This window comes from Virgibacillus sp. Bac332 (assembly GCF_003667785.1).
Classification (GTDB): Bacteria; Bacillota; Bacilli; order Bacillales; family Amphibacillaceae; genus Virgibacillus; species Virgibacillus salarius.
On record NZ_CP033046.1, the window covers coordinates 210,152 to 235,170 of the forward strand.

General features: G+C 37.8%; 22 protein-coding genes and 2 pseudogenes. 3 read left to right on the forward strand and 21 right to left on the reverse strand.

Translation table 11 applies throughout. The features are described from left to right. Positions 1–9 precede the first annotated feature (9 nt). The 12 genes and pseudogenes from D9782_RS01000 to D9782_RS01055 form a co-directional block, all read right to left on the reverse strand. Positions 10–267, reverse strand: a complete 258-nt coding sequence (locus D9782_RS01000) for a hypothetical protein (RefSeq protein WP_051388398.1) — start codon at positions 265–267, stop codon at positions 10–12. Positions 268–484: 217 nt separating this feature from the next. Continuing rightward, positions 485–1,453 carry a sugar phosphate isomerase/epimerase family protein gene (locus tag D9782_RS01005; protein WP_121603841.1) on the reverse strand — a complete coding sequence of 323 codons (969 nt, stop codon included), beginning with the start codon at positions 1,451–1,453 and terminating at the stop codon, positions 485–487. Between the two features lie 18 nt (positions 1,454–1,471). Continuing rightward, a complete protein-coding gene (locus D9782_RS01010) occupies positions 1,472–2,512 on the reverse strand; it encodes a Gfo/Idh/MocA family protein (RefSeq protein WP_121603842.1) in 1,041 nt (346 codons plus the stop codon). 21 nt (positions 2,513–2,533) lie between these two features. After that, positions 2,534–3,495: pseudogene (locus tag D9782_RS01015) on the reverse strand (Gfo/Idh/MocA family protein). A 7-nt stretch (positions 3,496–3,502) separates the two neighbouring features. Then, positions 3,503–4,225, reverse strand: coding sequence for a ThuA domain-containing protein (locus D9782_RS01020; protein ID WP_026682316.1), 723 nt, complete (start codon positions 4,223–4,225; stop codon positions 3,503–3,505). Between the two features lie 51 nt (positions 4,226–4,276). After that, entirely contained in the window at positions 4,277–5,293 is a 1,017-nt protein-coding gene (locus D9782_RS01025) for a Gfo/Idh/MocA family protein (protein ID WP_321132492.1), read from the reverse strand. A 15-nt stretch (positions 5,294–5,308) separates the two neighbouring features. Then, positions 5,309–6,391: a Gfo/Idh/MocA family protein gene (locus D9782_RS01030; RefSeq protein WP_026682314.1), complete on the reverse strand. Its 1,083-nt coding sequence runs from the start codon at positions 6,389–6,391 to the stop codon at positions 5,309–5,311. A gap of 81 nt (positions 6,392–6,472) precedes the next feature. Then, positions 6,473–7,293 (reverse strand): annotated as a pseudogene (locus D9782_RS01035) (carbohydrate ABC transporter permease). Positions 7,294–7,304: 11 nt separating this feature from the next. Continuing rightward, positions 7,305–8,630 carry a carbohydrate ABC transporter permease gene (locus D9782_RS01040; RefSeq protein WP_026682312.1) on the reverse strand — a complete coding sequence of 442 codons (1,326 nt, stop codon included), beginning with the start codon at positions 8,628–8,630 and terminating at the stop codon, positions 7,305–7,307. A gap of 226 nt (positions 8,631–8,856) precedes the next feature. Then, positions 8,857–10,179: an ABC transporter substrate-binding protein gene (locus D9782_RS01045; protein ID WP_121603843.1), complete on the reverse strand. Its 1,323-nt coding sequence runs from the start codon at positions 10,177–10,179 to the stop codon at positions 8,857–8,859. 303 nt (positions 10,180–10,482) lie between these two features. Beyond that, the gene (locus D9782_RS01050) at positions 10,483–11,244 is read right to left on the reverse strand and encodes an SDR family oxidoreductase (RefSeq protein WP_121603844.1); all 762 of its coding nucleotides are present in this window, start codon (positions 11,242–11,244) and stop codon (positions 10,483–10,485) included. A 7-nt stretch (positions 11,245–11,251) separates the two neighbouring features. Beyond that, entirely contained in the window at positions 11,252–12,235 is a 984-nt protein-coding gene (locus D9782_RS01055) for a LacI family DNA-binding transcriptional regulator (RefSeq protein ID WP_026682309.1), read from the reverse strand. Positions 12,236–12,551: 316 nt separating this feature from the next. Here D9782_RS01055 and D9782_RS01060 point away from each other — a divergent pair, with 316 nt between their 5' ends. The 3 genes from D9782_RS01060 (at position 12,552) to D9782_RS01070 (ending at position 16,276) form a co-directional block, all read left to right on the forward strand. Then, positions 12,552–13,031, forward strand: a complete 480-nt coding sequence (locus tag D9782_RS01060) for an RNA polymerase sigma factor SigV (protein ID WP_026682308.1) — start codon at positions 12,552–12,554, stop codon at positions 13,029–13,031. Between the two features lie 51 nt (positions 13,032–13,082). Next, positions 13,083–13,958, forward strand: a complete 876-nt coding sequence (locus tag D9782_RS01065) for an anti-sigma-V factor RsiV (RefSeq protein WP_026682307.1) — start codon at positions 13,083–13,085, stop codon at positions 13,956–13,958. Between the two features lie 347 nt (positions 13,959–14,305). After that, positions 14,306–16,276 (forward strand): acyltransferase family protein, encoded by a 1,971-nt coding sequence (locus D9782_RS01070; RefSeq protein WP_034679435.1) that lies wholly within the window; start codon positions 14,306–14,308, stop codon positions 16,274–16,276. A 467-nt stretch (positions 16,277–16,743) separates the two neighbouring features. Here the strand turns inward: D9782_RS01070 and D9782_RS01075 are convergent, their stop codons facing one another. The 9 genes from D9782_RS01075 to D9782_RS01115 form a co-directional block, all read right to left on the reverse strand. Then, a complete protein-coding gene (locus D9782_RS01075; protein WP_026682305.1) occupies positions 16,744–17,655 on the reverse strand; it encodes a cupin domain-containing protein in 912 nt (303 codons plus the stop codon). A 228-nt stretch (positions 17,656–17,883) separates the two neighbouring features. Further along, entirely contained in the window at positions 17,884–18,813 is a 930-nt protein-coding gene (locus tag D9782_RS01080) for a hexose kinase (protein WP_026682304.1), read from the reverse strand. A 67-nt stretch (positions 18,814–18,880) separates the two neighbouring features. Then, the gene (locus D9782_RS01085) at positions 18,881–19,738 is read right to left on the reverse strand and encodes a tagatose-bisphosphate aldolase subunit GatY (protein WP_026682303.1); all 858 of its coding nucleotides are present in this window, start codon (positions 19,736–19,738) and stop codon (positions 18,881–18,883) included. Position 19,739: 1 nt separating this feature from the next. After that, the gene (nagA, locus tag D9782_RS01090) at positions 19,740–20,909 is read right to left on the reverse strand and encodes an N-acetylglucosamine-6-phosphate deacetylase (protein WP_026682302.1); all 1,170 of its coding nucleotides are present in this window, start codon (positions 20,907–20,909) and stop codon (positions 19,740–19,742) included. Positions 20,910–20,995: 86 nt separating this feature from the next. After that, positions 20,996–21,412, reverse strand: coding sequence for a PTS sugar transporter subunit IIA (locus tag D9782_RS01095; RefSeq protein ID WP_162986308.1), 417 nt, complete (start codon positions 21,410–21,412; stop codon positions 20,996–20,998). Positions 21,413–21,616: 204 nt separating this feature from the next. Beyond that, on the reverse strand, positions 21,617–22,438 hold the full coding sequence (locus D9782_RS01100; RefSeq protein ID WP_026682300.1) for a PTS system mannose/fructose/sorbose family transporter subunit IID: 822 nt from the start codon (positions 22,436–22,438) through the stop codon (positions 21,617–21,619). Beyond that, on the reverse strand, positions 22,428–23,195 hold the full coding sequence (gene agaW / locus D9782_RS01105) for a PTS N-acetylgalactosamine transporter subunit IIC (RefSeq protein ID WP_026682299.1): 768 nt from the start codon (positions 23,193–23,195) through the stop codon (positions 22,428–22,430). Before agaW ends, D9782_RS01100 begins: the two co-directional genes overlap by 11 nt. Before the next feature lie 44 nt (positions 23,196–23,239). Further along, complete coding sequence (gene agaV / locus D9782_RS01110) at positions 23,240–23,719, reverse strand: PTS N-acetylgalactosamine transporter subunit IIB (protein WP_026682298.1); 480 nt, start codon at positions 23,717–23,719, stop codon at positions 23,240–23,242. Positions 23,720–23,802: 83 nt separating this feature from the next. Further along, positions 23,803–24,981: an SIS domain-containing protein gene (locus tag D9782_RS01115; protein ID WP_121603846.1), complete on the reverse strand. Its 1,179-nt coding sequence runs from the start codon at positions 24,979–24,981 to the stop codon at positions 23,803–23,805. Positions 24,982–25,019 lie beyond the last annotated feature (38 nt).

A 25,019-nucleotide genomic window follows, 5' to 3' on the forward strand; every position in this document is an offset into this window, starting at 1 on the left:
TTTTTCTCTTTATGTTTGGACATTTGGTAAGTGTTTCGTAAAATAAGCGGCAAGTACTAATAAAAGTATGGAAATTCCCCAGCTAGCAATCCCCATTAGCTGAAACACGTATGCTACATAATTGATACATGCGGATAATAACAAGCAAATAGGCGTAAGAGCAGTCTTCATCCCTGTCACTCCTGCCCTCTTACGATTTCTTATAATAACGAAACCTGCGATCAGCATTACAAATGGAATGATACTCCATAAACCATCAGCTATCATCTTCATTTCCCCCTTCTTTTACAACGATTAGATGTGAAACTTCAATTATTAGGAATCCTACTGTCAGTTATATGTGGGGTAAACAACAGTGTATTACCTTCATTCTACCTTTTTGAAAAAAATATTCAAATTGTGAACTTCGGCGTTTTCCCTGTGAACTTCATCATTATTCAACTACAAACAACCCCACAGCAACTATGCTGTGAGGCTGTTCGCACTACACCCACCACATCTCGGTGGGCGCTTCTTTAATCGTTACCCTTTTTAAGTTCTTTACAGCTGCTTGAAAGCCTTCATCAATGGACATGATTGGATCTTCATGCTCAATGCTAATTACATAATCATACCCATACGTACGTAACGCACTAATGATGTCGGACCATTCTTTTTCACTATGACCATAGCCGACAGAGCGAAAAGTCCAGGCACGACTTTGGACACTTGCGTATGGCTGCATATCGGTAAGCCCATACATATTAACATTATCTTGATCAATATACGTATCTTTTGCATGAAAGTGATGAATTGCATTTTCTTTTCCTAAAATTTTTATTGCAGCAACAGGATCGATTCCTTGCCACCACAAATGGCTTGGATCTAGATTAGCACCGACAGCATCGTTTGTCGCTTCTCTTAATTTAAGCATCGTATACGGAGTATGCACTAGAAAGCCTGCATGTAATTCAAGGCCGATTTTCACACCATGATCCTTGGCAAATTGACCTGCTTCTTTCCAGTAAGGAATCAATTTTTTCTCCCATTGCCATTTGAGTATATCTGAATATTCGTTTGGCCATGGTGTAACGGGCCAATTCGGATATTTCGATTCCTCGTTGGAACCTGGTGTGCCAGAGAACGTATTAACAACTGGCACATTCATAAGCTCCGCTAATTTCACCGTTTTCATAAAGGTATTATGAGAGGATTGTGCATAATTCTTATTTGGAGAGACTGGATTATCGTGACAACTAAATGCACTAATCTTTAAACCTCTTGAATGAATTTTATCTAAGTATGCTTTTCGTTTCTCTTCACTTGCTAATAGTTCGTCGACATTACAATGTGCTGCTCCAGGGTTGCCGCCTGTTCCAATTTCAACTGCTTCAAGCCCTGATGCTTCGACATAATCAAGCATTTCTACAAACGATTTTTCTGCAAATAATACAGTAAATACGCCTAGTTTCATTTGTCACTCCACCCTTTCTTATGTTAATTTCACGCTGCTTCCAGTTTTACTACTTTGATAAATAGCATCGATAATTTTCGTTACCTTTAATGCCTGTTCAGGTTTTACTACTAATTCCGCTTTCCCTAAGCAGCTATTAACGAAGTTTTCTGCTTGAGCAAATCCAGCCTTAGTTTCATTATGTTCTACCTCAGCATCGCTCTTCATAAATGTTCCAAGCCTTGGTTGATACAATTCAAACGGATAGACACTTAGCCCCCCATCTACTCCAGAAATACTTAGATGCTTTGTATCTTCTTTAATATTGGCTGACCATGAACACTCTAATAACATGGAAATGCCATTTTCAAAGGTAATATAGCCAGATACATGGTCATCGACATTAAAGGTTTCATGATCAAAGCTACCCCAATCGTTAAGTTGATTCGGTAGTTTACTTAATCGATTGTATGTTGTACCCATAACCTCGACAGGCCTCGGATCTCCTAATAACCAGATTGCTAAATCTAGCAAATGACAGCCATAATCAATTAAGCTACCTCCACCTTGTAATTCTTTGTTGGTAAAAACCCCCCAACCAGGTACCTTTCTTCTTCGCAATGCTTGAACCCTTGTTACCAATGGATCGCCAATTTGCTGCTGTAAAACTGCCTGTTTCGCAAGCTGTGCTGAATCTGTATGCCGATAATGATAAGCGATGGCCAACTGTTTATCTGCTTTATCTGCAGCTTCTACCATTCGCTCACACTCAGCCGTCGTCATCGCCATCGGCTTTTCACATAGTACATGAACACCTGCTTCCAATGCGGCCACTGTAATTTCTGCATGAAACTTATTCGGTGTACAAATGACAACTGCATCCACAACAGTGAATAATTCATGATATTGCGCAAACGTTTGTGGTATCGAATAAGCTGCTGCTACTTCTAAAGCTCGCTCTTGATTAACATCTTGTACGGCAACCAACTCCACGCTTTCTTGTAATTCTTGAAACGCTGGAATATGTCTACTTTGGGCGATTCCGCCTACACCAATCAAACCTACTTGTAATTTATCCATAACTTACCTTCCTATATTTTTCTAATATTGTTTGGTTTTACTAGATTCTAAAGCTGTCAACATTACGTCAAGTGACTTGAGTCCTTCTTCGCCATTAATAAGAGGTTCTGTGTCATTAAGAATCGAACCTACAAAGTGATCCATTACATGAGTTGAGGTTTGCCCACCTGCTTCATTAGATTGAATACCACCCAAATCATGCTTGGTTACTTCTCCATTTACATAATGTACAATAAAACAATAGTTCGAATCAGCTTCTAAACGCATGATGCCTTTTTCACCATAAAACGTTGTCGCATTATCCTCTTTTGAAACATAAAGCCCAGCTTGCTGTTCCGATAATGCCGCTTTCCGTTTTTAGAATACATACAGAATTATCATCAACATCCGTCTCCGTTTTAGCATTTGTCTCCACAAAGGCAGCTACTTCTCTAATTTCTTCGCCAAGAAGATAACGAATTAAATCTGCCTTATGTACACCCATTGCTCCAATGAAAGCTTGATCTTTTTGGAAGAACCAGCTCGCTTTCCCATCGATACTCCAACCTTCTGGTCCGCCATGATCAAATGTCGTTCGGAAGCTATATATCTTTCCTAACTCACCGTTTTCAATAATTTCTTTTGCTTTCTGGTGAGAAGGTACAAATCGTTGATTATGACCAATCATTAACTTTTTACCATATTTACTCGCAGTAGCAATCATTTATTGCGCCTCTTCTGGGCTTGTTGCCATTGGCTTCTCACATAACACATGACAGCCAGCCTCCAAAGCTGCAATAGATACAGGGCTTCTCTTTCTCCAACAGTTCTTGGTAATTTGTATAAGCATTCGCTTGAAAGTCTATTGCTATCTCTTGAACTCGCTCATGAATGATATCACAGACAGCAACAATTTCGATTTGATCGTTGGCTTGATATTCTACTAAATGTCTATGTCTAGCAATACTTCCACAGCCAATCACCGCAACACGTAACGATGCCATTTCCAATCTATCCTTTCTTGGAAATTTCTTCTAACGGTTGTTTATTACCATACGTTGGCTTTTTACTTTTGGGACTCGCGGCCCATTTCACACCATTAGTAATAATTCGTTGGATTTCTTGATTATGATAGGTTGGATACGTTTCGTGTCCTGGTCGAAAGTAGAAGATTTTCCCTTGCCCTCGTTTAAATGTAGCCCCACTACGGAAAACCTCTCCTCCCTCAAACCAGCTGACAAAAACCAATTCATCTGGCGCAGGTATATCGAAGTGCTCTCCATACATTTCTTCCTTCTCGAGTTCTACATATTCGCCAACACCCTCCGTAATTGGATGACTTGGATCTACTACCCAAAGCCGCTCTTTATCATCTGCTTCACGCCATTTCAAATCACAAGTTGTTCCCATTAGCTTTTTAAATACCTTTGAAAAATGTCCGGAATGTAAAACAATTAGCCCCATTCCCTCTAGAACACGTGTCTTTACCTGTTCTGCAATCGCTTCTTCAACCTCCTCATGTGCTTTATGTCCCCACCAGACCAAAACATCCGTTTTGTCTAGTACTTCATTTGTTAAGCCATGTTCTGGTTGATCTAGTGTAGCTGTTTGTGTCTTAAAACCTGCTTCCGTTAAAAACCGGGCAATAGTATGATGAATACCCTTGGGGTAAATCGCTTCAACTATTGGATTTTCCTGTTCATGACGAAATTCGTTCCAAACTGTGATTTTCATCTTGTAGTATATCCCCTTCGCCTATTAAGTTTTTTAATTCTTATGTCACCATTATTTTGTTAACATTTTGTTAATTATAATTCGCCTTCCTTCTTGATGTGATCGAACAGATGCTTCATTTATTAACGTAAGTTTTATAAAATCATCCTTCGTAATGCTTGGTTGTTTTTGTTCTTTAATTGCTTGTACCCATTGCTCCAATGGTCTTGGCTTATCAGTCATTGGCTCATCCATTAACGTCCAATTATTTTCATTTACATGCATGCTTTTTATTTTCACTTCTCCCTCTTCTGCCAGTAAAGTTCCCTCTGTACCATATAATTCCAATTGAAATGGGCTGCCATGTGAAAGAAAACTCGTTTCAATAACTCCCAATGCTCCAGACGTATACTCGACCGTGACGACAGCTGTATCATCCACTTGATCACTCTCCTGCTGTTGTAAACGTGCATAAAGAGCTTCTGCCTCTCCTGCTAAACGATTCATTAAATAAATGGGATGTGCTCCGAGATCTATTAAAGCCCCTCCACCTGTCTGTTCCTTTCTGAAAAATCGTTCTGGGAGCCAGCCACGATCTTCTCCTTCATAAATAACACCACCATTATGTGCAAGACGACAGCGAATCATTGATAGCTTCCCAAGCCAGCCTTGCTCAAGCGCTTTCTCAGCATACAAAAACTCTTTTTCTACAAGTCTAGGAAGTGAAAGCATCACTTCAACGCCTTGCTCTTTGACAGCTTCTAGAATTGCTTCACAGTCTTTTACCGTTAATGCTAGTACTTTTTCAGTAAATATATGCTTTTTATGCTTAGCTGCCTTTATAAGTATTTCTTTATGTCTATGAGTCGGTGTCGTTACGATAACAGCATCAATGGATGGATTTGCACAGACACAATCCAAATCCGCTTCGAATGGTACACCTAACTCCCTTGCCCATTGCTCACCTCTTGCTGTATCTTCATCCCAGACCATTTGAATATTTAATGCTTTATTATCCTTTGCTTCACGCGCGTAGTCGTCCGCGTGAACATGCCATCTACTCAATAATGCTACTTGGATGATTGTCATCTACCTCCTTCACTATTAATCAAAATATACAGCCTTACCAGTTTTGGCAGATTGATAGATTGCTTCTAGTATTTGGGTTACCACTAAAGCTTCCTTCGGTTTTACAATCGGTTCGTTATCCTGCATAATTGCATCAATCCAAAGGCGTGCTTCTAAATCAGCTGCACTTTCTGTTTCTCCATCATAGAAAGCGACACCTCCAGCATCTAAATCTACATTTGTTGTATACAACTTACCAAATTCTTCTCCATTAATACGTAATCCATCCTTCATGTCTGCACCACCATCCGTTCCACTTAATGAACATTTGGCTTCATCAACGTCTAATGAATTTAGTGCCCAGCTAGATTCCAGAATGATTGTAGCTCCATTCTTCATCGTAATAAATCCAAACGCTGAATCCTCAACTGTAAAGTCTTTTGGATCCCATGCCCCCCAAGGATTAGCTGCATTTTCTTTCTTACCTAACTGATGATGTGTTGCTCCCATTACAGCTTTAGGTTCATAATTGTCCATCATCCAAAGGGTTAAATCCAATGCATGTGTACCAATATCAATTAATGGTCCACCACCCTGCTTTTCACCATCTAAAAACACGCCCCAGGTTGGAACAGCACGCCTGCGAATTGCATGTGCTTTTGCAAAATAGATGTTCCCTAAATCGCCACGCTGACAAACCTGTCGCAAATACTGACTATCCTGACGAAAACGATTGTTATAGCCAATCGTAAGTTTTTTATTTGACTTCTCTGCAGCAGCCAACATTGCTTTTGCTTCCTCCGTTGACTTTGCCATTGGTTTTTCACACATGACATGCTTCCCAGCATTTAAAGCAGCTATCGTAATTTCTGCATGAGAGATATTCGGTGTACACACATGAACGACGTCGATAGATTCGTTAGCTAAAAGCTCCTTATAATGCTCATATATCATGGCATTAGCAACGCCATACTGATCGGCCGCCTTCTGGGCTTTTTCCTTTTTTGAATCGCAAAATGCTATTAATTCAACCTCACTAATTCTTGATAGACTTGGTAAGTGCTTACCAAAAGCAATTCCTCCACAGCCGATTATTGCAACACGTAGTTTTTCCATCATATTGATCACCCTTTATATTTAGTAGCGAATTCCATGTATATTGCCTAGTAAATGATTGTTTCTATATTGACATTACACTGTTTATTCTTTTACCGAACCAGATGTTAACCCGGAAACGATTCTTCTTTGGAAAAGGAGCACAATTATTACAATTGGTATGGTAACAATAACAGTAGCTGCTGAAATATCCCCCACGGAATAGAGAATTGACTCTGGTACATGGATATCCCCACTGGAACTGTACGCCATACATCATCACTATTTATAGTTAATGCAAATAAGTATTCATTCCATGCAGCAATAAAAACTAAAATACCCGTTGTAAATACACCAGGAGCTGCTAAAGGAAAGATTATCTTTCGAAATGTCTGGAATGGGCTAGCACCGTCCAGCTTTGCTGACTCTTCTAACTCATAAGGTATTTTCTGGAAAAAAGTCGATAAAATCCAAATGGATAGTGGTAGGCTTATTGTAATATACGGTATAACTAGCCCTAGATAGCTATTACGTAATCCTAAACCTGTAACCAAATTAAACATTGGTGAAATGATCGCTATTTGCGGAAACATTGATGCCGCCAATACAAGCCCTAAAATTAATCCCTTACCTTTAATTGGTAATCGTGTTACTGCATAGGCGGTAAAGGATGCAAATACCAAGGATAATAAAGTAGTTAGTATCGATACCACAAAACTATTTAGCATATAGCGTAATAACGGTCGATTCGTCAATGCAGCCTCGTACGATGATAGTGATGGATCAGTAGTAAACCATTTAAATGAGGAAAAGATTTCATTTGTTGGTTTAATAGATGTTAAAAATACCCATATGAAAGGGAACATAACTAACAAGACAAATACGATTAAGAAAAAGTAAAATCCAATATTTCCACGTTTCTTCATGACTTCCCTCCTCATTTTGTACGCCCAGCAAATAAATCAGAGCCGATTAGTTTCACATAAATAAAGCTGATTAGGGCTACAAATAAGAAAACGATTACAGAAAGCACGGAGCCCTCTCCAAAATTCTGTTGGGCAAATAGCGTTTTATATGCATATACGGAGATCGATTCCGTAGCATTTGCTGGACCCCCACCAGTCAATACAAAAATTAAATCAAATACACGAAACGCATCAAGTGTTCTAAATAATAAAGCAACAAGTATCGAAGACTTTAATAATGGTAATGTAATTCGCCAAAACTGCTGAAATTTATTAGCTCCATCCACATTTGATGCTTCATATAACGAATTGGGAATTGTCTGTAGACCTGCTAATAACAGTAATGCCATATAAGGAGTTGTTTTCCAAACATCAGCTAATATAATAGAAAACATTCCTCCAGAAGAAGTAGATAGTAACCATGATGCATCTGGAATAATATTCAATACTTCTAAGTAATGTGCAACAATTCCTGATTGTCCATCATATAAAAATCCCCACATCATGGCGGCAACTGCTGTAGGAATTGCCCAAGGTATTAAAACCGATGCACGTATAATGCCTCTTCCTTTAAACGCACGATTGATTAGTAACGCAATGCACATACCAAGTATCAGTTCTAATGCGACTGTAACTACAGTGAAAAAAGTTGTATTCCAAATTGATTTCCACATACGTGCATCCTGTATATATTTTGCATAGTTATCAAAACCAATAAAATTTGATTTTAAAATAGCTTTTGCAGTTGCACCTAGTAGATCTGCAGCTTGCTGATAATTATCTGCCACTGCACTAGCTTCACTAGCTTCGGCAATCTTCACTAATTCAGCTTGATAACCTTTTAATGCATCACGATATGTTTCAGCAAAGTCATTATCTATCTTCTGATATTTCAGCTCAGAATCTGTAACTGGTTGGAAGTTCATAATTAATTCATCAACTTTGCCTACTTTTTCTTTCGTCTTATCATCCTCTAGCAGTTGGGAATGATAATTGTTAATTTCTTTATTTATGTTCGTAATTGTGGAGGTTATTTCTTCATCTTCTGCAGCAGTTGCCAACTCCTCTAGTTGACTATTTATATAAAAATGATTATCTACATATCTCTCTAGATCGATAGTCGCACTCAACATAAGCTCTGAACGATTCGGATCATTTAATCGATAATCAAATAAACTATTCCAAAATGATTGAGCAACTGGCCAAAGAACAACAACAAACACAAGAATTAATGAAGGTATTACCATCGCATATCCAAGCTGCTTCTCATTTAATTGAAAACTTCGTTTCTTCCTCATGGTTACCTCCCTATTGCAAGAGTAGTTAATTGAAAACCAAAATACTAGAGCCTGTAAGTTTCTATTAATAAAGTAAAACTTCAATCCGTGGAGTTTTTTTATCCCTCACTTACCAATATTGGTTTCAATCTTGCTTGAAGTGGGAAATTTACTGCTAGTTATATGCGGGATAAAGGCAAGATGAGCATAATTTCCCCACCTTGCCTTATTTGTTTCTTTAACTGTATTACTCCTTCATCGCAGCTTCCATTTTAGTTTGCATATTTGTTGCGGCATCTTGCGCAGATTGATCACCAGTTAACACTTTTGAAATTTCAATTTGCATGATATCTGAAATCTCTGGATATATTGGTGATACCGGTCGAGGGACAGCAGTTTGTAATACTTCGCGAAATTCTGAATTAGCAAATAACAAGCTGACATCCTGCACTTCTGTATCATCATATAGATCAATCAATGTTGGTGCACGTCCACCTTCTATTGCAGAAATCTTTTGTCCCTCTGGTCCAGAAATAAATTTTACAAATTCCCAGGCTGCCTCTGGGTGCTCGGAATAACGGTTGATCATGGTCATCCATCCGCCTAACGCAGCAGCACTACCTTCATCTCCTGCAGGAAGCATTGCCATTTCAACATTATCTACAATTTCAGAACGTTCTTCATCATTAGAAGAAGCCATCATATAGGGCCAATTTCTAGCAAACACTGATTTCCCCTGTATCCACGCATTTTCTGTTTCTATTTCTTTAAAATTTAAAATATTTTCTGGAACAAATTCAGACCCGACAACTTCCTTCATTTTTTCTAATGCTTTCACCGTTTCTGGACTATCAGCTACGACGTTATTATCTTCATCAACAATCTGTCCACCGTATGAAGCAATATATTCGATAGCATTTGTAATCAATCCTTCATACTGTGCGGATTGCATTAGATACCCAAATTTCGTACCTTCTTCACCCTGGAATTCCTTTGCCATTGTTATTAATTCATCCCAAGTTTTCGGGGGTTCATCTACGATATCTGATCGGTAGTAGAATACACCAGCGTCAGTATATTGTGGCATTGCCCATTGTTTACCGTTAAATTTCCCAGCTGCTACAGTACCTGGGAAATATGCATTCATATCTATACCATCTTTTTTAATAAATCGATCCAATTCTAGTGCATAATTGGCTTGGGCAAATTCAGCTGGCCAGATAACATCTGCATTAAACACATCAATTTCGGAGCTTTGCGAACTGAAAGCGGTTACATATTGATCATGTGACTGCCCTGTATCTGCTGGCATCTCTCGCTCCTCCACGTTAATATTGGGATGCTTTTCTTCAAAAGCTTTAATAACTGCTTTCGTAGCAGGTGATGTATCGACTCCACGTGCATAAACAATAGTAATTTGTTCGTCATCCTTTGTTGTATCTTCAGAATTATCTGCTGAATCGTTTTCATTTTTACTCTCATCTTCTGATGCTGAATCACTACAAGCAATTAAGAAAAAAGTTAAAGCAATGAATAGCAAACTACTAAGTACATACTTGGATAACCTCAATTTTAGTCCCCCTTAAAATTATATCGATTTCACGTTTGTGCATTTATTGAATATTACAAATAATGAAATCGATTACATTATGGTTTAATTATAACCCTTATTAAAATGTTGTCAACGATTTTTTGAATATGAAAAAGTGAAACTTCAATCAGTAAGCTGATTGTTAGTACCACAAGGGTATGACCTAAAGGCCTTTGAACTAATCAGACATTTACTAGCAGTTGAACCCACACTTACCATTATTCGTTTCACTTATTGCTTAAGGTGGGGATATTATTGCCAGTTATATGTGGATAAATCACTTTACTTTCTAAGGAAAGCTCCTTCAGAATGAATGACCTGCCCAGTGATCCATGCTGATTCTTTACTTGCAAGAAAGGTGACTAGTCTTGCTGCATCCGTTGGTTGACCAATTCTCCCCATTAAAAATTGACTGCCTAGTTCCTGCTTGTCCTCATCAGACATCCACCCTGTATCTGTAGGTCCAGGATTAACAGCATTGACGGTAATCCCTAGTGGAGCTACTTCTGCGGAAAGGCTCACTGTAAATGTAGAAATAGCACCTTTTGTTGCTCCATAAGCTAATTCCTCGATCATTGGCCCTTGATCTTGACCAGATACCAAATTAATAATTCTCCCAGCGGTTTGAGTTGATTTTTTAAATAGACGTGCAAATAGAGTAGAAAGTATCATAGTTGAACGCATATTTACTGAATAGTGAACATCTAAACTACTAGCATTAAGCTTTTCATAGCCATCTCGTTCCGAATGAGCTGCATTATTTACTAAAATCGTTGGTGATCCTATGCTATTTACAGCTACGTCCAAGACTTTCTGTGGTGCATCTGGAATAGATAGATCAATACACATGTGATCACTATTTATCCCTATGTCGGCCAACTCTGCTTGAAAGTTCTCTGGCCAGTCTGCTACTGCTTTCCAATGCGTAAAGAAAATGGAACTACCCGCTTTCGCTAGCTGGCGACAAATTGCTGCTCCTATTGCTTCTCCATGGCTTACCCCCGTAACGATTGCCTTTGCATTAGACAGATTATAAATGTTCATAGCCTCCTTATGTCGATTCACGAATAACTAACTCATGTTCTAATAGCATGCTTTCTACTTCTTCACCTTTAATCTTATTAATGAGCATGGACGCTGAAATACACCCCATGCGATACATTGGCTGCGATACTGTCGTTAATGTTGGATGTGTCATATTGGAAAAACTTATTTTATCAAAGCCAATAATGGCAATATCATCCGGAACCTTCAAACCATTGGCATGAATTTCTTTGAGTGCTCCAATGGCTAGTACATCCGATACAGCAAAGACAGCATCTGGTTTTTCTTCCTGATTGAGAAGTGTTCGCATCGCTTGCTGACCACTTTCAAAATTTAGTTGGTTAATATTATATATCCTTTTCTTTTCTACAGCTATATTAAACTCACGAAAGGCTTTCTCATAGCCTGCACGCCGTTCACGAGCATACAAAAATTTTTCATCGGAATTAATGAAAGCTATTCTTTTTTTCCCAATCTTTATTAAATGCTTCACAGCTTGATATGCAGCTAACTCGTTATCAATGGAAACGTAGGAGATATTCCCTTCTTTATCAAACTCACTGCATTGTACGATTGGATGGTTCGTTGCTAGTTCCAAAACATTTTTACGATTGATAGTTGGATCCATTAAAATAATTCCATCTGCCATCCGATTTCGTACTAAATTAAAATAAATAGCTTCTCGTTTTGGATTCGAGTCTGTCTCACAAAGTAAAATATTATACCCTTCTTTAATGGAAGTATCTTCAATTCCATTAATAATTTCTGTATAAAAAGGATTGGAAATACTTGGGATTAACACAAGAAGTAGCCTGCTTTCTGAATTTCGCAAATTTCGTCCTAGAACACTTGGCTCGTAGTTCAACTCATCTATTGCTTGTTCAACTCGATTTCGTGTCTTCTCTTTTACCTTACTTCGATTATTAATAACCCTTGAAACTGTAGCGACAGAAACTCCTGCCCTTTTTGCTACCTCCTGAATTGTGACCATGATTTCACACGCACCTCTATATGTAATCGATTACAATAAAATATTACTGTTTTGCTAACTATTTGTCAATATGCGAAATAGCCACGGTTGCGTGTTTGAAATAAAAAAATCAACCTTCGAGATCCCCCTATATTTTTGCAGTTAAAATGGGGAAGTATAAATGAATAAGATTATTTTAATACGATTTCTTTTCATCGAATCATTCTCATGAATAACTTTTTAAAAGAAAATCAAAACTTTTTTACTCAGTCATACGTCTTTTTATTACAACATATTACTATTCATGTTGTATTTATGCAAAAGGAGCTCTTTTCTCATGCGCAATAAATCGAAGGATAAGCTTATCTCACTCATTTTAGAAAAAAAAGAGGATTTCTACCGATTAGCCTATAGTTATGTTAAAAACTCGGAAGATGCTTTGGATATTGTTCAAGAATCCATTGAAAAAGCAATTAAGGCTCATCATTCCATTCAGGATAATCAATCTGTTAAAAGCTGGTTTTATCGCATCGTTGTAAATACTTCACTTGATTTTTTACGGAAACATAAACGTACATCATTTGTAGATGAAAATACGCTAGACTATTATAGCTCTGGTAAAAATGATACGTATCAAAATATTGATTTAGAAAGATCTTTAGAGGAATTACCTGTAAAGTATCGCACAGTTATCATACTTAAATATTTTGAAGACCTAAAAATACATGAGGTTGCTGAAATTTTAAATGAGAACAACAACACGATTAAAACTAGATTATATCGAGCGTTAGAAATGCTGAAAGAAAAAATGGAATGAAATTAACCTAGCCAGATGTATACGGCTAATGATAATTGGAGGATGACGCAATTGGATAACAAAATAAAAGAATTAAAAAAACAATATAAAAATACCCCAATCCCTAAAGAATTAGATTCTACTGTCCATAAGGCACTTCATACACGGAAGAAAAGATCTACTTTCCGAGCAAAGTGGTTTATAGGAGTAGCCGCTGCATTATGCTTATTTGTAATTAGCGTAAATACAAGCCCAGCTCTAGCCCAAAGTTTAACGAAGATACCCGTTTTGGGATCGGTTATTCAAGTAGTAACGTTTCAGGATATTCAAGTAGAGAATGGTAATTATCATGCTCATCTTAAGACACCACAGGTAAACAATCTGGATAACAAAGATCTTGAAAATAGTTTAAACCAAAAATATGTGAATGAGAATCAAAAATTGTATGATGAATTCACACAAAAAATAGAGCAAGATGAAGATGGTCATTTTCTAATCGAATCCGGCTATGAAGTAAAAACGAATAATGATCTACTACTTTCGATTGGGCGATACACAGAAGAAATACAAGCATCATCAGCCACTACGCTGAAATATGATACGATTGATAAACAAAGGCAAATTATGTTGACACTACCAATCCTATTTAAAAACAATGATTATATAAATACAATTAGCGAAGAAATAAAAGAACAAATGCGTCAGCAAATAAAAGAAGATCCAGATAAAATTTATTGGGTAGATAATGCAGGAATTGAGGATTTAGACGTAGTCGATAAGTTTGAAAAGATAGATCCTAACCAAAACTTTTATATCAATGAAGACCATAAATTAGTGATTTCATTTAACGATTACACGGTTGCACCAGGGTATATGGGAGTTGTCGAATTCGTTATTCCAACAGAGGTTATAGCTGATGATCTAGTTGGGAATCAGTATATAAAATAACATGTAAATAGGAATTTATTCGCTATTCCATAAGTTACAATTTGTTCATATTTAAATAACCGTATTAGGCATATAGATCTATTGGAAAAAGTAGTTTTTTAGGAGAGAATTTATAATGGAGTGATTCTCTCCAATTCCTTATGTATGATTTAATGATAGCTTTTATATGCCTTTAATCTATTAGAAATTAATATTAATATATTATATTAACAGGTAACAAACCTATGTTTTATTAAATTGACAGCTTTGGAAAGACAGAAAGGATATTACAGCGATGAATACATTATACACACAGAAAGAAAAATACGTTCTATATAACCACCCTCTTCACAAAGGGGGATATAAATTTGAATAAAAGGAGAAATGGTAAACGAAGGTACATATCAGAATTAGATGGGTTACGGGGACTGGCAGTATTAGCTGTCATTTTTTATCATCTTGGCTTTGATTGGGCAGCTGGTGGCTTTCTAGGTGTGTGTATATTCTTTGTTTTATCTGGATATTTAATTACGGATCTACTTGCTGATGAATGGAAGCAAAACAAGCGCATCAACTTTAAAAAATTCTGGATCAAAAGAGCAAGACGATTACTTCCCGCAATGTTAGCTATGTTAATTCTAACATTTATATGGGTATTATTATTCAAACCCACTATTATCGCATCGTTCAAATCAGACTTCATCGCTGCATTGTTTTATATCAGCAATTGGTGGTATATTTTTCAAGATCAATCCTATTTCGAAACGCTTGGAGAACCATCATTACTGACCCATTTCTGGTCACTTGCAGTAGAGGAACAATTTTATATTATATGGCCAATTCTAATGCTGTTAGGCTTGCGCTACATAACCAAGCTTTCCCTAATAAAAATCATGCTTATTACCGCAAGTGTTTCCGCAATTCTAATGATGTTACTTTATCAACCAGGTCTGGATCCTAGCAGAGTCTACTATGGAACAGACACAAGAGCTTTCTCACTGTTAATCGGTGCAGCTTTAGCAATCATATGGCCGAGCGGACAGCTTGCTAGAAAGATACCTCAGAAATTGAAGCATATACTTAATATTGCTGGTTCAATCATGCTTAGTATTTTACTAGTTATGCTTTGGACGACAAATCAGTATGAACCCTTTCTTTATTATGGTGGAATGGTCATTTTATCCATTGTAACAGCCATGCTCATAGCCGTACTTGTTCACCCGGCAAACAGTATAGGCAACCTTTTTAATTTACCGTTCCTAAGATGGGTAGGTATCCGCTCATATGCGATCTATTTATGGCACTATCCAGTTATTATGCTAACAACACCAGCCATCAATACAAATGGTATTTCTTTCATTCGAGTAACGATTCAATTGGCAATTATTCTTGGCTTATCTGCACTATCATGGAAATTTATCGAGGGGCCTATTCGTCATGATGGATTCATTAAATTTTGGAAACAGCTTTCTTTTACAAGACTTCCTTCACGTATTCCATTGAATAAATGGACCGTTATTGGTGGTAGTGTCTTAATCCTACTTACTTCGCTACAATTAGTCACCAATGCTTCCACCTCGAATGCTTCCTATAGTGAAGATAGCTTATTAACGGAATACAGTGAGTCTAAGCATATAAATGAAAACAGAGAATCAGCGGAAAAAGCAACTAAGGAAAAAATAGAAAAAGAGCAAGCGCTCAAACAAGAAAAAGAAGAAAATATACCTGCTAACACTGAGAATAAGGACAAACATGAAACGAAACTGCCAAAAGAAGAGAAGCATAATGCTACTAAAAAAGAGCAGACTCATGAGGAGGAAAAGGAAGCTGTAGCAAATGAGAATTCAGATAAGAAAGAGGTTACCGCAATTGGTGATTCGATACTAATTAATGTATCGCCTTTTCTCGAATCTTATTTCCCTTCCATCCATATAGATGCTTCCATTGGTCGACAAATGAAGCAAGCAAAAAATGTAGTAAAGCAACTGAAAGGCCAAGACAAATTAGGAGAGATCGTCATTATTGGACTTGGTACTAACGGAGCCTTTGCAAAGGATCAGCTTTTGTCTGTGCTTGAGATGATTGGTGATGACCGTCAAGTTCTATTAGTTAATACGCGTATTTCTCGACCTTGGGAACAAGTCGTTAATAGGACATTAGCAGATACGGCCTCAAAACAGGCAAATGTTACATTAGTAGATTGGCATGGTGCTAGCGCTGGACATGATAATTACTTTGCTTCTGACGGAGTCCATCCAAATAAAAAAGGGGCTAAGGTATATGCTGACATTATTAAAAAAGCTTATGATTCGCTAGATTTCTCTTCGTATAGCCAATAATCGTTCAGGGTGTAGCTTAGAAAAGCTATACAGAAATAGGCTTTAAGAAATCAGACGAAGCTAACTCCCTCACTGTGTATAATTACAATGCCCTTTTTCAAGAATGGTGGTTTAGAAATGGATGTAATTGGGAATTACTATACTACCCTTGTAACTCCCCCTTTCTTGTAATATATGAATCCAAGCAGACCTTGAGGTCATTGCTTGGATTTTTTCTTTTTAAAGAAATGAATTCGATCATTTAACAAGTCTTATTGATATTCGAGCATAGTAGTATGTGAATATGACCCAAATAACCATTCTGACAAGTATCAACCTATTCATTATTTTATAGAGCCATTTTTTAAGTGAATGATACCTAATTAACCAATAAGAGGCGGGGTTTTAATCTGGAAAAAAGACGAACAACAAGCTGTCGTAGTTTATTATTCGCCTTTAGAGTGGATATCCTTTTATGATCAAAATTTTTAGTACTTTTCAGCAGCCATTGCCTCCGCTTTTGTTTTATGGACAGTTCCAAAAGGGTGCTCAGGTGGTGCATAAATGGAGTATAATTTTAAAGGATCGGTTCCTACATTGGTTATATTATGCCATTTACCAGCAGGAACCATGATGGCATCGTCATCATTTACATTTGCTTCAAAAGTAAGTTGGTCTTTACGATCTCCCATTTGCACAAATCCTTCTCCCTCTTCAATACGCAAAAATTGATCTGTCGATGGGTGAACTTCTAAGCCAATAGATTCTCCAACATCAATACTCATAAGCGTTACTTGTAAATGGTCCCCCGTCCAAATAGCGGTACGAAAGGTGTTGTTTTGCTTCGTAGCTTCCTCTATATCAATGACAAACGGCTCTCCTCCATAATCCATTGGCCGTCGAAAATTCCCATTTTGTATTTGCTCAACATTAGAGACATTGACTTGATCTCCGTTTAGCGCAGCCAAAAAGATATTTCGTATTTGTGGATCCTGCTGTGTAAGGAAATAGCCTTTCTGATAGGCCTGGTATCCTTCGACTTCTAACTCATAAGCTCTCTGTAAACCTTGCTGATAACTTTCAAAAGTGATGTCATTTACCTGATAGTCAGGCTCTGCCCCTGTTAATTGAATATAAAGATTTGTAACATGTGCCAAATGGTCTTTCTTTCCTGCTAGGGCATGTCGAATGTTATCGGCATGTTCCTCATTTGGTGCTACATTTGCTAACTCCTGATATAACGTAGTTACACAAGCCACTCGTTTTACTTCTTCAAGTATAGATTCACAAAGGCTTTGATAATTTTCCTCTGTATTTCTTGACTGATTATTAGAATCGTACATAGCTGTGCCTACATTATTGTAATGAAAATATGGATAAGCTTGAGGCATATAATACATAACATTTCAATCCTTTCAAACATTATAATATCCATAATCATCATATGCCTACATCCACAAAATGTACTTCAACTACTTATCATCTTAATAAGACTTTTCAGTGTAAATCCTGCTTTTTAGAACGTAAAGCTCCTTCACCTAGCTAAAGTAAACGAGGTGAAGGAGCTTTATTTTGTTACTGTTTGCCTCTGAAAATTACTGGTAGAAGCTGTCTTTCAGCAAAAAGCACTACAAAACATCAATTTTTATTTGCTGGATACACCAGTCCATTTTCGTTAGATCGATTGACCCTGTCTTTTCTTCCATTGCATTTAAAACACCCATGGTTATACCAAATCGAATTAATTCGGTTTCTTGAAGCTTCCTTTCCAACCCGGCAGCAAAACCAGCGATAACAGAATCCCCAGATCCTACTGGATTAACTGCATTTATTTTTGGAGTTGTGACGTGGTAAAAATTGTTTTCGTGTTTTACCACTGCACCAGTCTCTCCTAACGTTATAACCACCCAAGATATATCGTTAAATAATGGCAACTGTAGAGCTTGCTTCATTTCATCTACGTGAAGAATTTCCGAACCGATTAAATCACCAAGCTCGTATTGGTTTGGTTTAATTAAAAATGGCTTCACATCATGCTGTAATGCTTCAGCAAGTAGTTCACCCTTAGTATCTAGTAAAACAGGAGTTCCAGCTTTTTCGGCAATTTCTAGCATCTGATTATAATAGGTTCTGTCTAACCCTGTGGGGAGACTTCCAGAAATAGTAACTACTTCCGCCTGAAGAACATTTTTTTCGAACTCCCTTAGAAAAGATGCTGCTTCATTTTCACTGATTTCTGGCCCACTTTCTAAAATCTCCGTTTGCTTACCGTTATGAATGATAGCAATACAATTACGCGTTTCTCCCTTAATAGGCGTAAAATAATTGTCAATACCATATTTTTGTAATTCAGTACTAATAAAGCTACCTAAGCTTCCACCTAGAAAGCCTGAAGCTGCTACATTCTCCTCAAGTTGATGTAACACTCGAGTTACATTCAAACCTTTTCCTCCTGCCGTCTTAGAGACATCTGTCACTCTATTAATGGCATTCTCCTGGAAGCTTGAGATGCTATATCGAATATCTACGGATGGATTTAAGGTAATGGTTAATATCACTTCTCCACTTCCTTTTCCTCATACTTATTGTATATGCAGAAAATACCGCTTCTATATATTGTGAGTTTTATGCCTTTCCTGCACTCATACAAATTGCTATTTTTTCTTTAACTGCTTCCTTCATCCTAGCTTTGGCAGGACCCATATATTTTCTTGGATCCGTTTCATTTGGATGTTCCATGAGGTGTGCTCGTAATCCAGTAGAGAAAGGAATTTTTAATTCAGTTGAAATATTGACTTTCGCACAACCTAAAGAAATACATTTCTGAACATCTTCCTTCGAAATCCCTGAAGCACCATGTAAAACAATCGGTATAGAAATTAAATTCTTAATCTTTTCTAACCGTTCAAAATCTAAATCAGGCTCTGTCTCATATAAACCATGTCCCGTACCAATAGCTACAGCCAATGAGTCAACACCTGTTTCTTCAACAAATTCAGCTACTGTATCTGGATCGGTATAAGCGGCATCCTTTGCTTCCACAACTAAATCATCCTCTTGCCCTACTAATTTCCCTAGTTCTGCCTCGACTGTAGCACCATAGGCATGTGCCGTATCAACAACTTGTTTCGAGATCGCAATATTTTCCTTAAAGGTATGATGTGACCCATCAATCATAACTGATTTTGTCCCTAACTCTAGTGATTCAACGATAGATTCATAGGTTTCATGATGATCAAGATGTAAGGCAATAGGTATATCATTTTGCTTTGCTGCTACTTCAGCAATTGCTTGAATATAAGCGCGTCCTGCATAGTTCATCGTTCCTGGAGTAGCAGCTAATATAACTGGAGATTTTAATTCTTGTGCCGTTTCTACTACAGTTTGTATCGTTTCTAGGTTATGAATATTAAAAGCAGGTACCGCATAACCTTCTCTTCTAGCTTTTCTTAGCATATCTTCTGTATTTTGCACGTATCCCATATTACTCCTCCTCATTTCCTGTTGTCATTTTTCGATATTTTATGTTCCCATTAATTGCTGTTGCTTGAACCGACAACTCGTCATCCAAAACCACATAATCGGCCAGCTTTCCCGGATGTATACTTCCTATCTCTTCTGCGCGCCCTAAACTCTTGGCAGGGGTTAAACTAGCCAAATGCCATATATCAAATAATGCTTGATCGGACCAGTTATGAAGATTTTTAACACCGTCAATTAATCTTAACGTGCTTCCAGCCAATGACCCCTCTTCTGTGCGAGCTACACCATTTTGCATAACGACAGGAAACTCTCCCAAATGATAATGTCCATCAGGCATCATTCCTGCTCGCATGCAATCCGTAATCAGCATCAGCTTTTCATTTTTTACCTTTAGTGCAAGAGTCGCTACATCAGGGTGAACATGGTAACCATCACAAATGAGTTCAGCATAAACATTGGTATCTGTTAATGCAGCACCAGCAACCCCAGGATTTCGGTGATGAAGCCCCGACATACCATTAAATAAATGAACAAAGTTTTGCGCTCCAGCTGCTATCGCTTCTTGACAGCAACCATAACTAGCATTTGTGTGCCCGATACTTACTAAGACACCTTTATCATCCATTGTTTTAATAAATTCCATAGCATACTCGCGTTCCGGAGCAAGGGCAATTTTTACAATGTTTCCCTTAGCAAGTGATTGCCATTTCTCAAATAATCCAATGTCAGGATCTTGAAAGTACTTTGGATTCTGTGCTCCTTTATACGCTTCCGTAAAAAACGGTCCTTCTAAATAAATTCCTTCGGACAATGCTCCTGGCAAGCCTTCTTCCACAGCTTCTGTAACAGCTTGAATGGCCTTGTCAAGATCAGAGCGTGAGGATGTTAACGTTGTTGGCAAGAATCTTGTAACACCTAGTGTTAACAAGGCTCCTGAAATATGGCGAACTGCTTCCTTCGTGCCATCCATGATGTCGTAGCCATTTATACCATGAATATGCGTATCCACTAGACCTGGAGCAATCATATAACCACTCCAGTCAATTACTTCAGCAGAATCAGGTACCGTTTTGGTCAGATGACCAAATCGTCCATTTTCGACGGAAAGATAGCCAGCTTCTGCTATATGATTTTCCAATATAAACCGATCTGCTTTTATAAAATAGTGCATCCTGTACACTTCCCTTATCTAATGAGTAATACTGTTCGTGAATTAATTTTGTCTACTACCGCTACCCATTACTGCAGCATCTTATTTTAAATACCATCCGATTCATTGACAGCTCTCTTCTTCTTTACTTCAAAGGCTTTAATGCTTTCCTTTCCCTCTGAAATGATACTAGTTACAAAGCTATCTATCGGTTGCTTCCTTTGAAACAAGCCACTTAATAGCATTGGTGAATTCGTTCCACCAATTACATGCACTTGATCTCTAGTTGATGCGATTCGCGAGCTTACATTAAAAGGTGTACCCCCTGCTAAATCAGCAAAGCAGACTACGCCTTCCCCTTCATCAACTACTTCAATCGCTTTAAGGAGTGCTTCTTCTAATTTATCTTGATCCTCTTCAAAGGGAACGACCTCTAATTTTTCTACATCTCCTGCGATTAGCCGAACAGATTCATAAATCCCATTTGGGAATGATCCATGGCCTGTAACGACAATTCCAATCATCTCAAACATCCTTTCTCGATATAAAACTAGGATAAGGTGAACTTCAAACCTTAGGGGTTTTGTTTTTCCCCCACGGATTGTTCGTACCACAAGGGTATGACCTAAAGGTCTTTGAACCAATCGGACATTTACTGGCAGTCGATCCCACGTCTACCCATAGTGGGGGCTTACTCCAGTTATATGTGGGATAAAATATAATTTACTTTACATAATTCCAAAGAATGAACCTACAAGACCAACGAATACAGTAAGGCCAATTAACACAATTGGTGAACGACCTTTTTTTAGTAGCCAATATACAAGTAAGGTATAGGCTAAAGGAAGCATTGCTGGCATGATTTGATCTAAAATATCTGTTTGTACATTTAATTCTGATTCACCCTGTGTCCACGTATAATCAATTTTGAAAGAAACATAAGTGGCTATTAGCCCGCCAACTACTGTTAACCCCACAATAGATGCGGCACGGGATACATGCTTTGTGCCTTCTTTCAACTTACTGATTGCCTTCACTCCAGTTTTATATCCATAACTCATTAACCCAAAACGGACTCCGAAGTGAATAACATTGAACATGATCAAAAATACAAATGGACCAAGAATATTCCCGTTTACTGCTAAAGAAGCTCCAATACTAGCAGTGATTGGTAATAGGGTTAGATAAAACAAGGCATCGCCTATTCCACCTAAAGGTCCCATTGTAGCTACTTTAATACCACGAATTGCATCTCTATCTTCCTTCTTTTGCTCCATTGCTAGAATGACACCCATAATAAATGTAACTAGAAAAGGATGCGTATTGAAGAATTCCATATGATCCTTCATCGATTTACTTAGATCTTTTTTATTCTTATGAATCACTTTTAATCCAGGCAATATGGAATACAGCCACCCAGCTGCCTGCATCCGTTCATAATTAAACGATGCCTGTAAAAGCAATGACCGCCAAGCTAGATGTCGAAGTTGCTTCGGTTGTAAGTCCTGTGCGGAAGCCGTATCTTCATATTGATAACTATTAGATACCATCAGCTATCTCCTCCTCTTTCGGTGTAGGACCTTGCTTGTTCTTATTTTGATAGAAATCATACAGAGCTATTGCTAAACCAATTAATGCAATGGCTAAGATCGGAAGCTCTAGATATGCGGCTAAAATAAAGCCTACAATGAAGAACATAATATACTCCACTTTTATCATGATACGAAGTAGCATGGCAAAGCCAATTGCAGGCATAATCCCCCCTGCAACAGATAAACCATCAATAATCCACTGCGGGACTGTTTCAACAAACGCAGCCGCTCGTTCAGCTCCAAAATAGATGGGAAGAAAGGCAATTACTGCATTAAAAACAAATAGAATCCCTAGTCCCATATAGTTGATCCGTTCTATTCCTTTAGCATTTGCTTCTAATGCATATTGGTCAGCCTTATGCATGACCGGAGCAAAAACCGTGAAGAATAGTGTAATTAATCCCTGTACAGCAACGGCAAAAGGTATAGCAACTCCTACCGCAACCTTTGGATCTTGCCCTGCTATGACGCCAAAAGCAGTTCCAATAACACCACCAATTACAACGTTAGGAGGTTGGGCACCTGCAAGTGGTACCATCCCCATCCAAATTAACTCGAGTGTACCTCCAACGATTAAACCAGTAGTTACATCTCCTAAAATCAAACCTACAACAAGACCGGTAACAACTGGACGGTGAATATGTGTTAATCCATTATATAAATCTATCCCGATGATTCCGGCCCATAAGGCAATTAGTATAGCTTCCATTAACATACTCAATTCCTCCTCCTACACAAATAATGTGTTGCCATCTACGTTTAAATTAACTCAAGAATATTTTGTCCTTTTTCATTTGGTACGCCACGTAGATCAAGGTTTACTCCTAATTTATCGAGTTTCTTAAAAGCTTGAATGTCTTCGTCATCTACCGAAACAGTTGATGAAATTTGTTTTTTTCCTTCCTCATAATGCATATTTCCGACATTAATATGATCAATTGGAACGCCACCTTCCTTTAAGGCAAGTGCGTCTTGAACATCTTTTACGACTAGAAAAATCTTTTGTTTTGGAGAAGCCTTATGAATCACATCGATCGTTTTTTTCAAAGAAAAATACCGCGCTTGAATGACATCAGGAAGCACCATATCCATTAAGCTTTGCTGTACCTCATCTTCTGAAACCTTGTCATTTGCAACTACGACAAGATTGGCTCCTAAGTGATTTACCCATGTGACCCCTACTTGGCCATGGATTAGGCGATTATCAATACGTGTTAATAAAATGTTCGGTGTTGTCATATTATTCATCCCTTCATTTATATAAATCACTTCATGTAAGTGCTATCAAATTTGTTATTTAGGAACCTAATTAGGCTCCTATGTTACGCATTGTTGTATTCGTATATGGTTACTCCTTGCACGACTCGATTTACTCTTCCATCAGGACTCGGATTATCTGGAGTAATACCAAGCTTAATAGACATTTTCAGAGCAAGTACTTGAGCAAACATAATATAGAGTAGACCTAAATAAAAATCATTCGTAAGTTGTTCACTATCACTATTTACCGGAATCACCCAGTCAGCATATTCCTCTATCTCGGAATCTGTTTTTTCTGTAACAGCGACAATTTTCATTTTAGAATCTTCTCCGGACAATTCTTTTAGCATATCTAGGTCATATCTTCTCGTATGTGGATTCTGTGACATGAAAAGGACAACAATGGTGTCGTCATTTAAAATTGATTTTGGACCATGGCGAAAACCTAATGACGATTCATGTACAGCAACCACCTTACCTGCCGTTAGTTCTAGCATTTTAAGTGCTGCTTCATGAGATAATTGACTGAGCAATCCAGATCCTAAATAAACGATACGTTTTATATCGAATTGTAAAATGTCCTCGACAATAGGCGTAAGTTGGTTGACTAGTTTCCCACCATTAGCAATTACTTTAGAAACATTATCACCAGTAAACGGATACACCGTAAATAATCCATAGCAAGCTAGCATCATACTTGTGAAACTACTAGTCATAGCAAATCCTTGATCATGAGCTTGTTCTGGTGTAAGGATTGTTAAGCTATTCGCATCTTGTTCCGTGCTTTTTGCCAATTCGCCATGCGGATTACAGGTAATAACGACCTGATAAAAGTCACTAATAATCGATCCTGCTAATTGTACGGCTGCTACACTTTCTGGGCTATTTCCTGATCTTGCAAATGACACCAAGATCGTTGGAATATCCTTGAACAGATAATGAGAAGGATTAGAGACAATATCCGTTGTGGCAATTGCTTCAAATTGTACATTCCCTTGATACTGCTTTTGTAGCTCTGGAACAAGGATATCCCCTGCAAAGGCTGAGGTACCAGCCCCTGTTAATAGTACTCTTACATGATCATGCTTTGAAAAAATAGATTCAATAAAACCTCTCATTGATTCTTTATTTTCAAAAAGTGTTGTAACTGTCTCTTTCCAAACTTCAGGCTGCTGGTTGATTTCCTGCGCGGTAAAACCTGCCATCTTATTCTGCAGTTCATGCTCTGTTAAATTAAACATCTAATATCCTCCAAATCTACTTGTGGTTATGTTGTCAT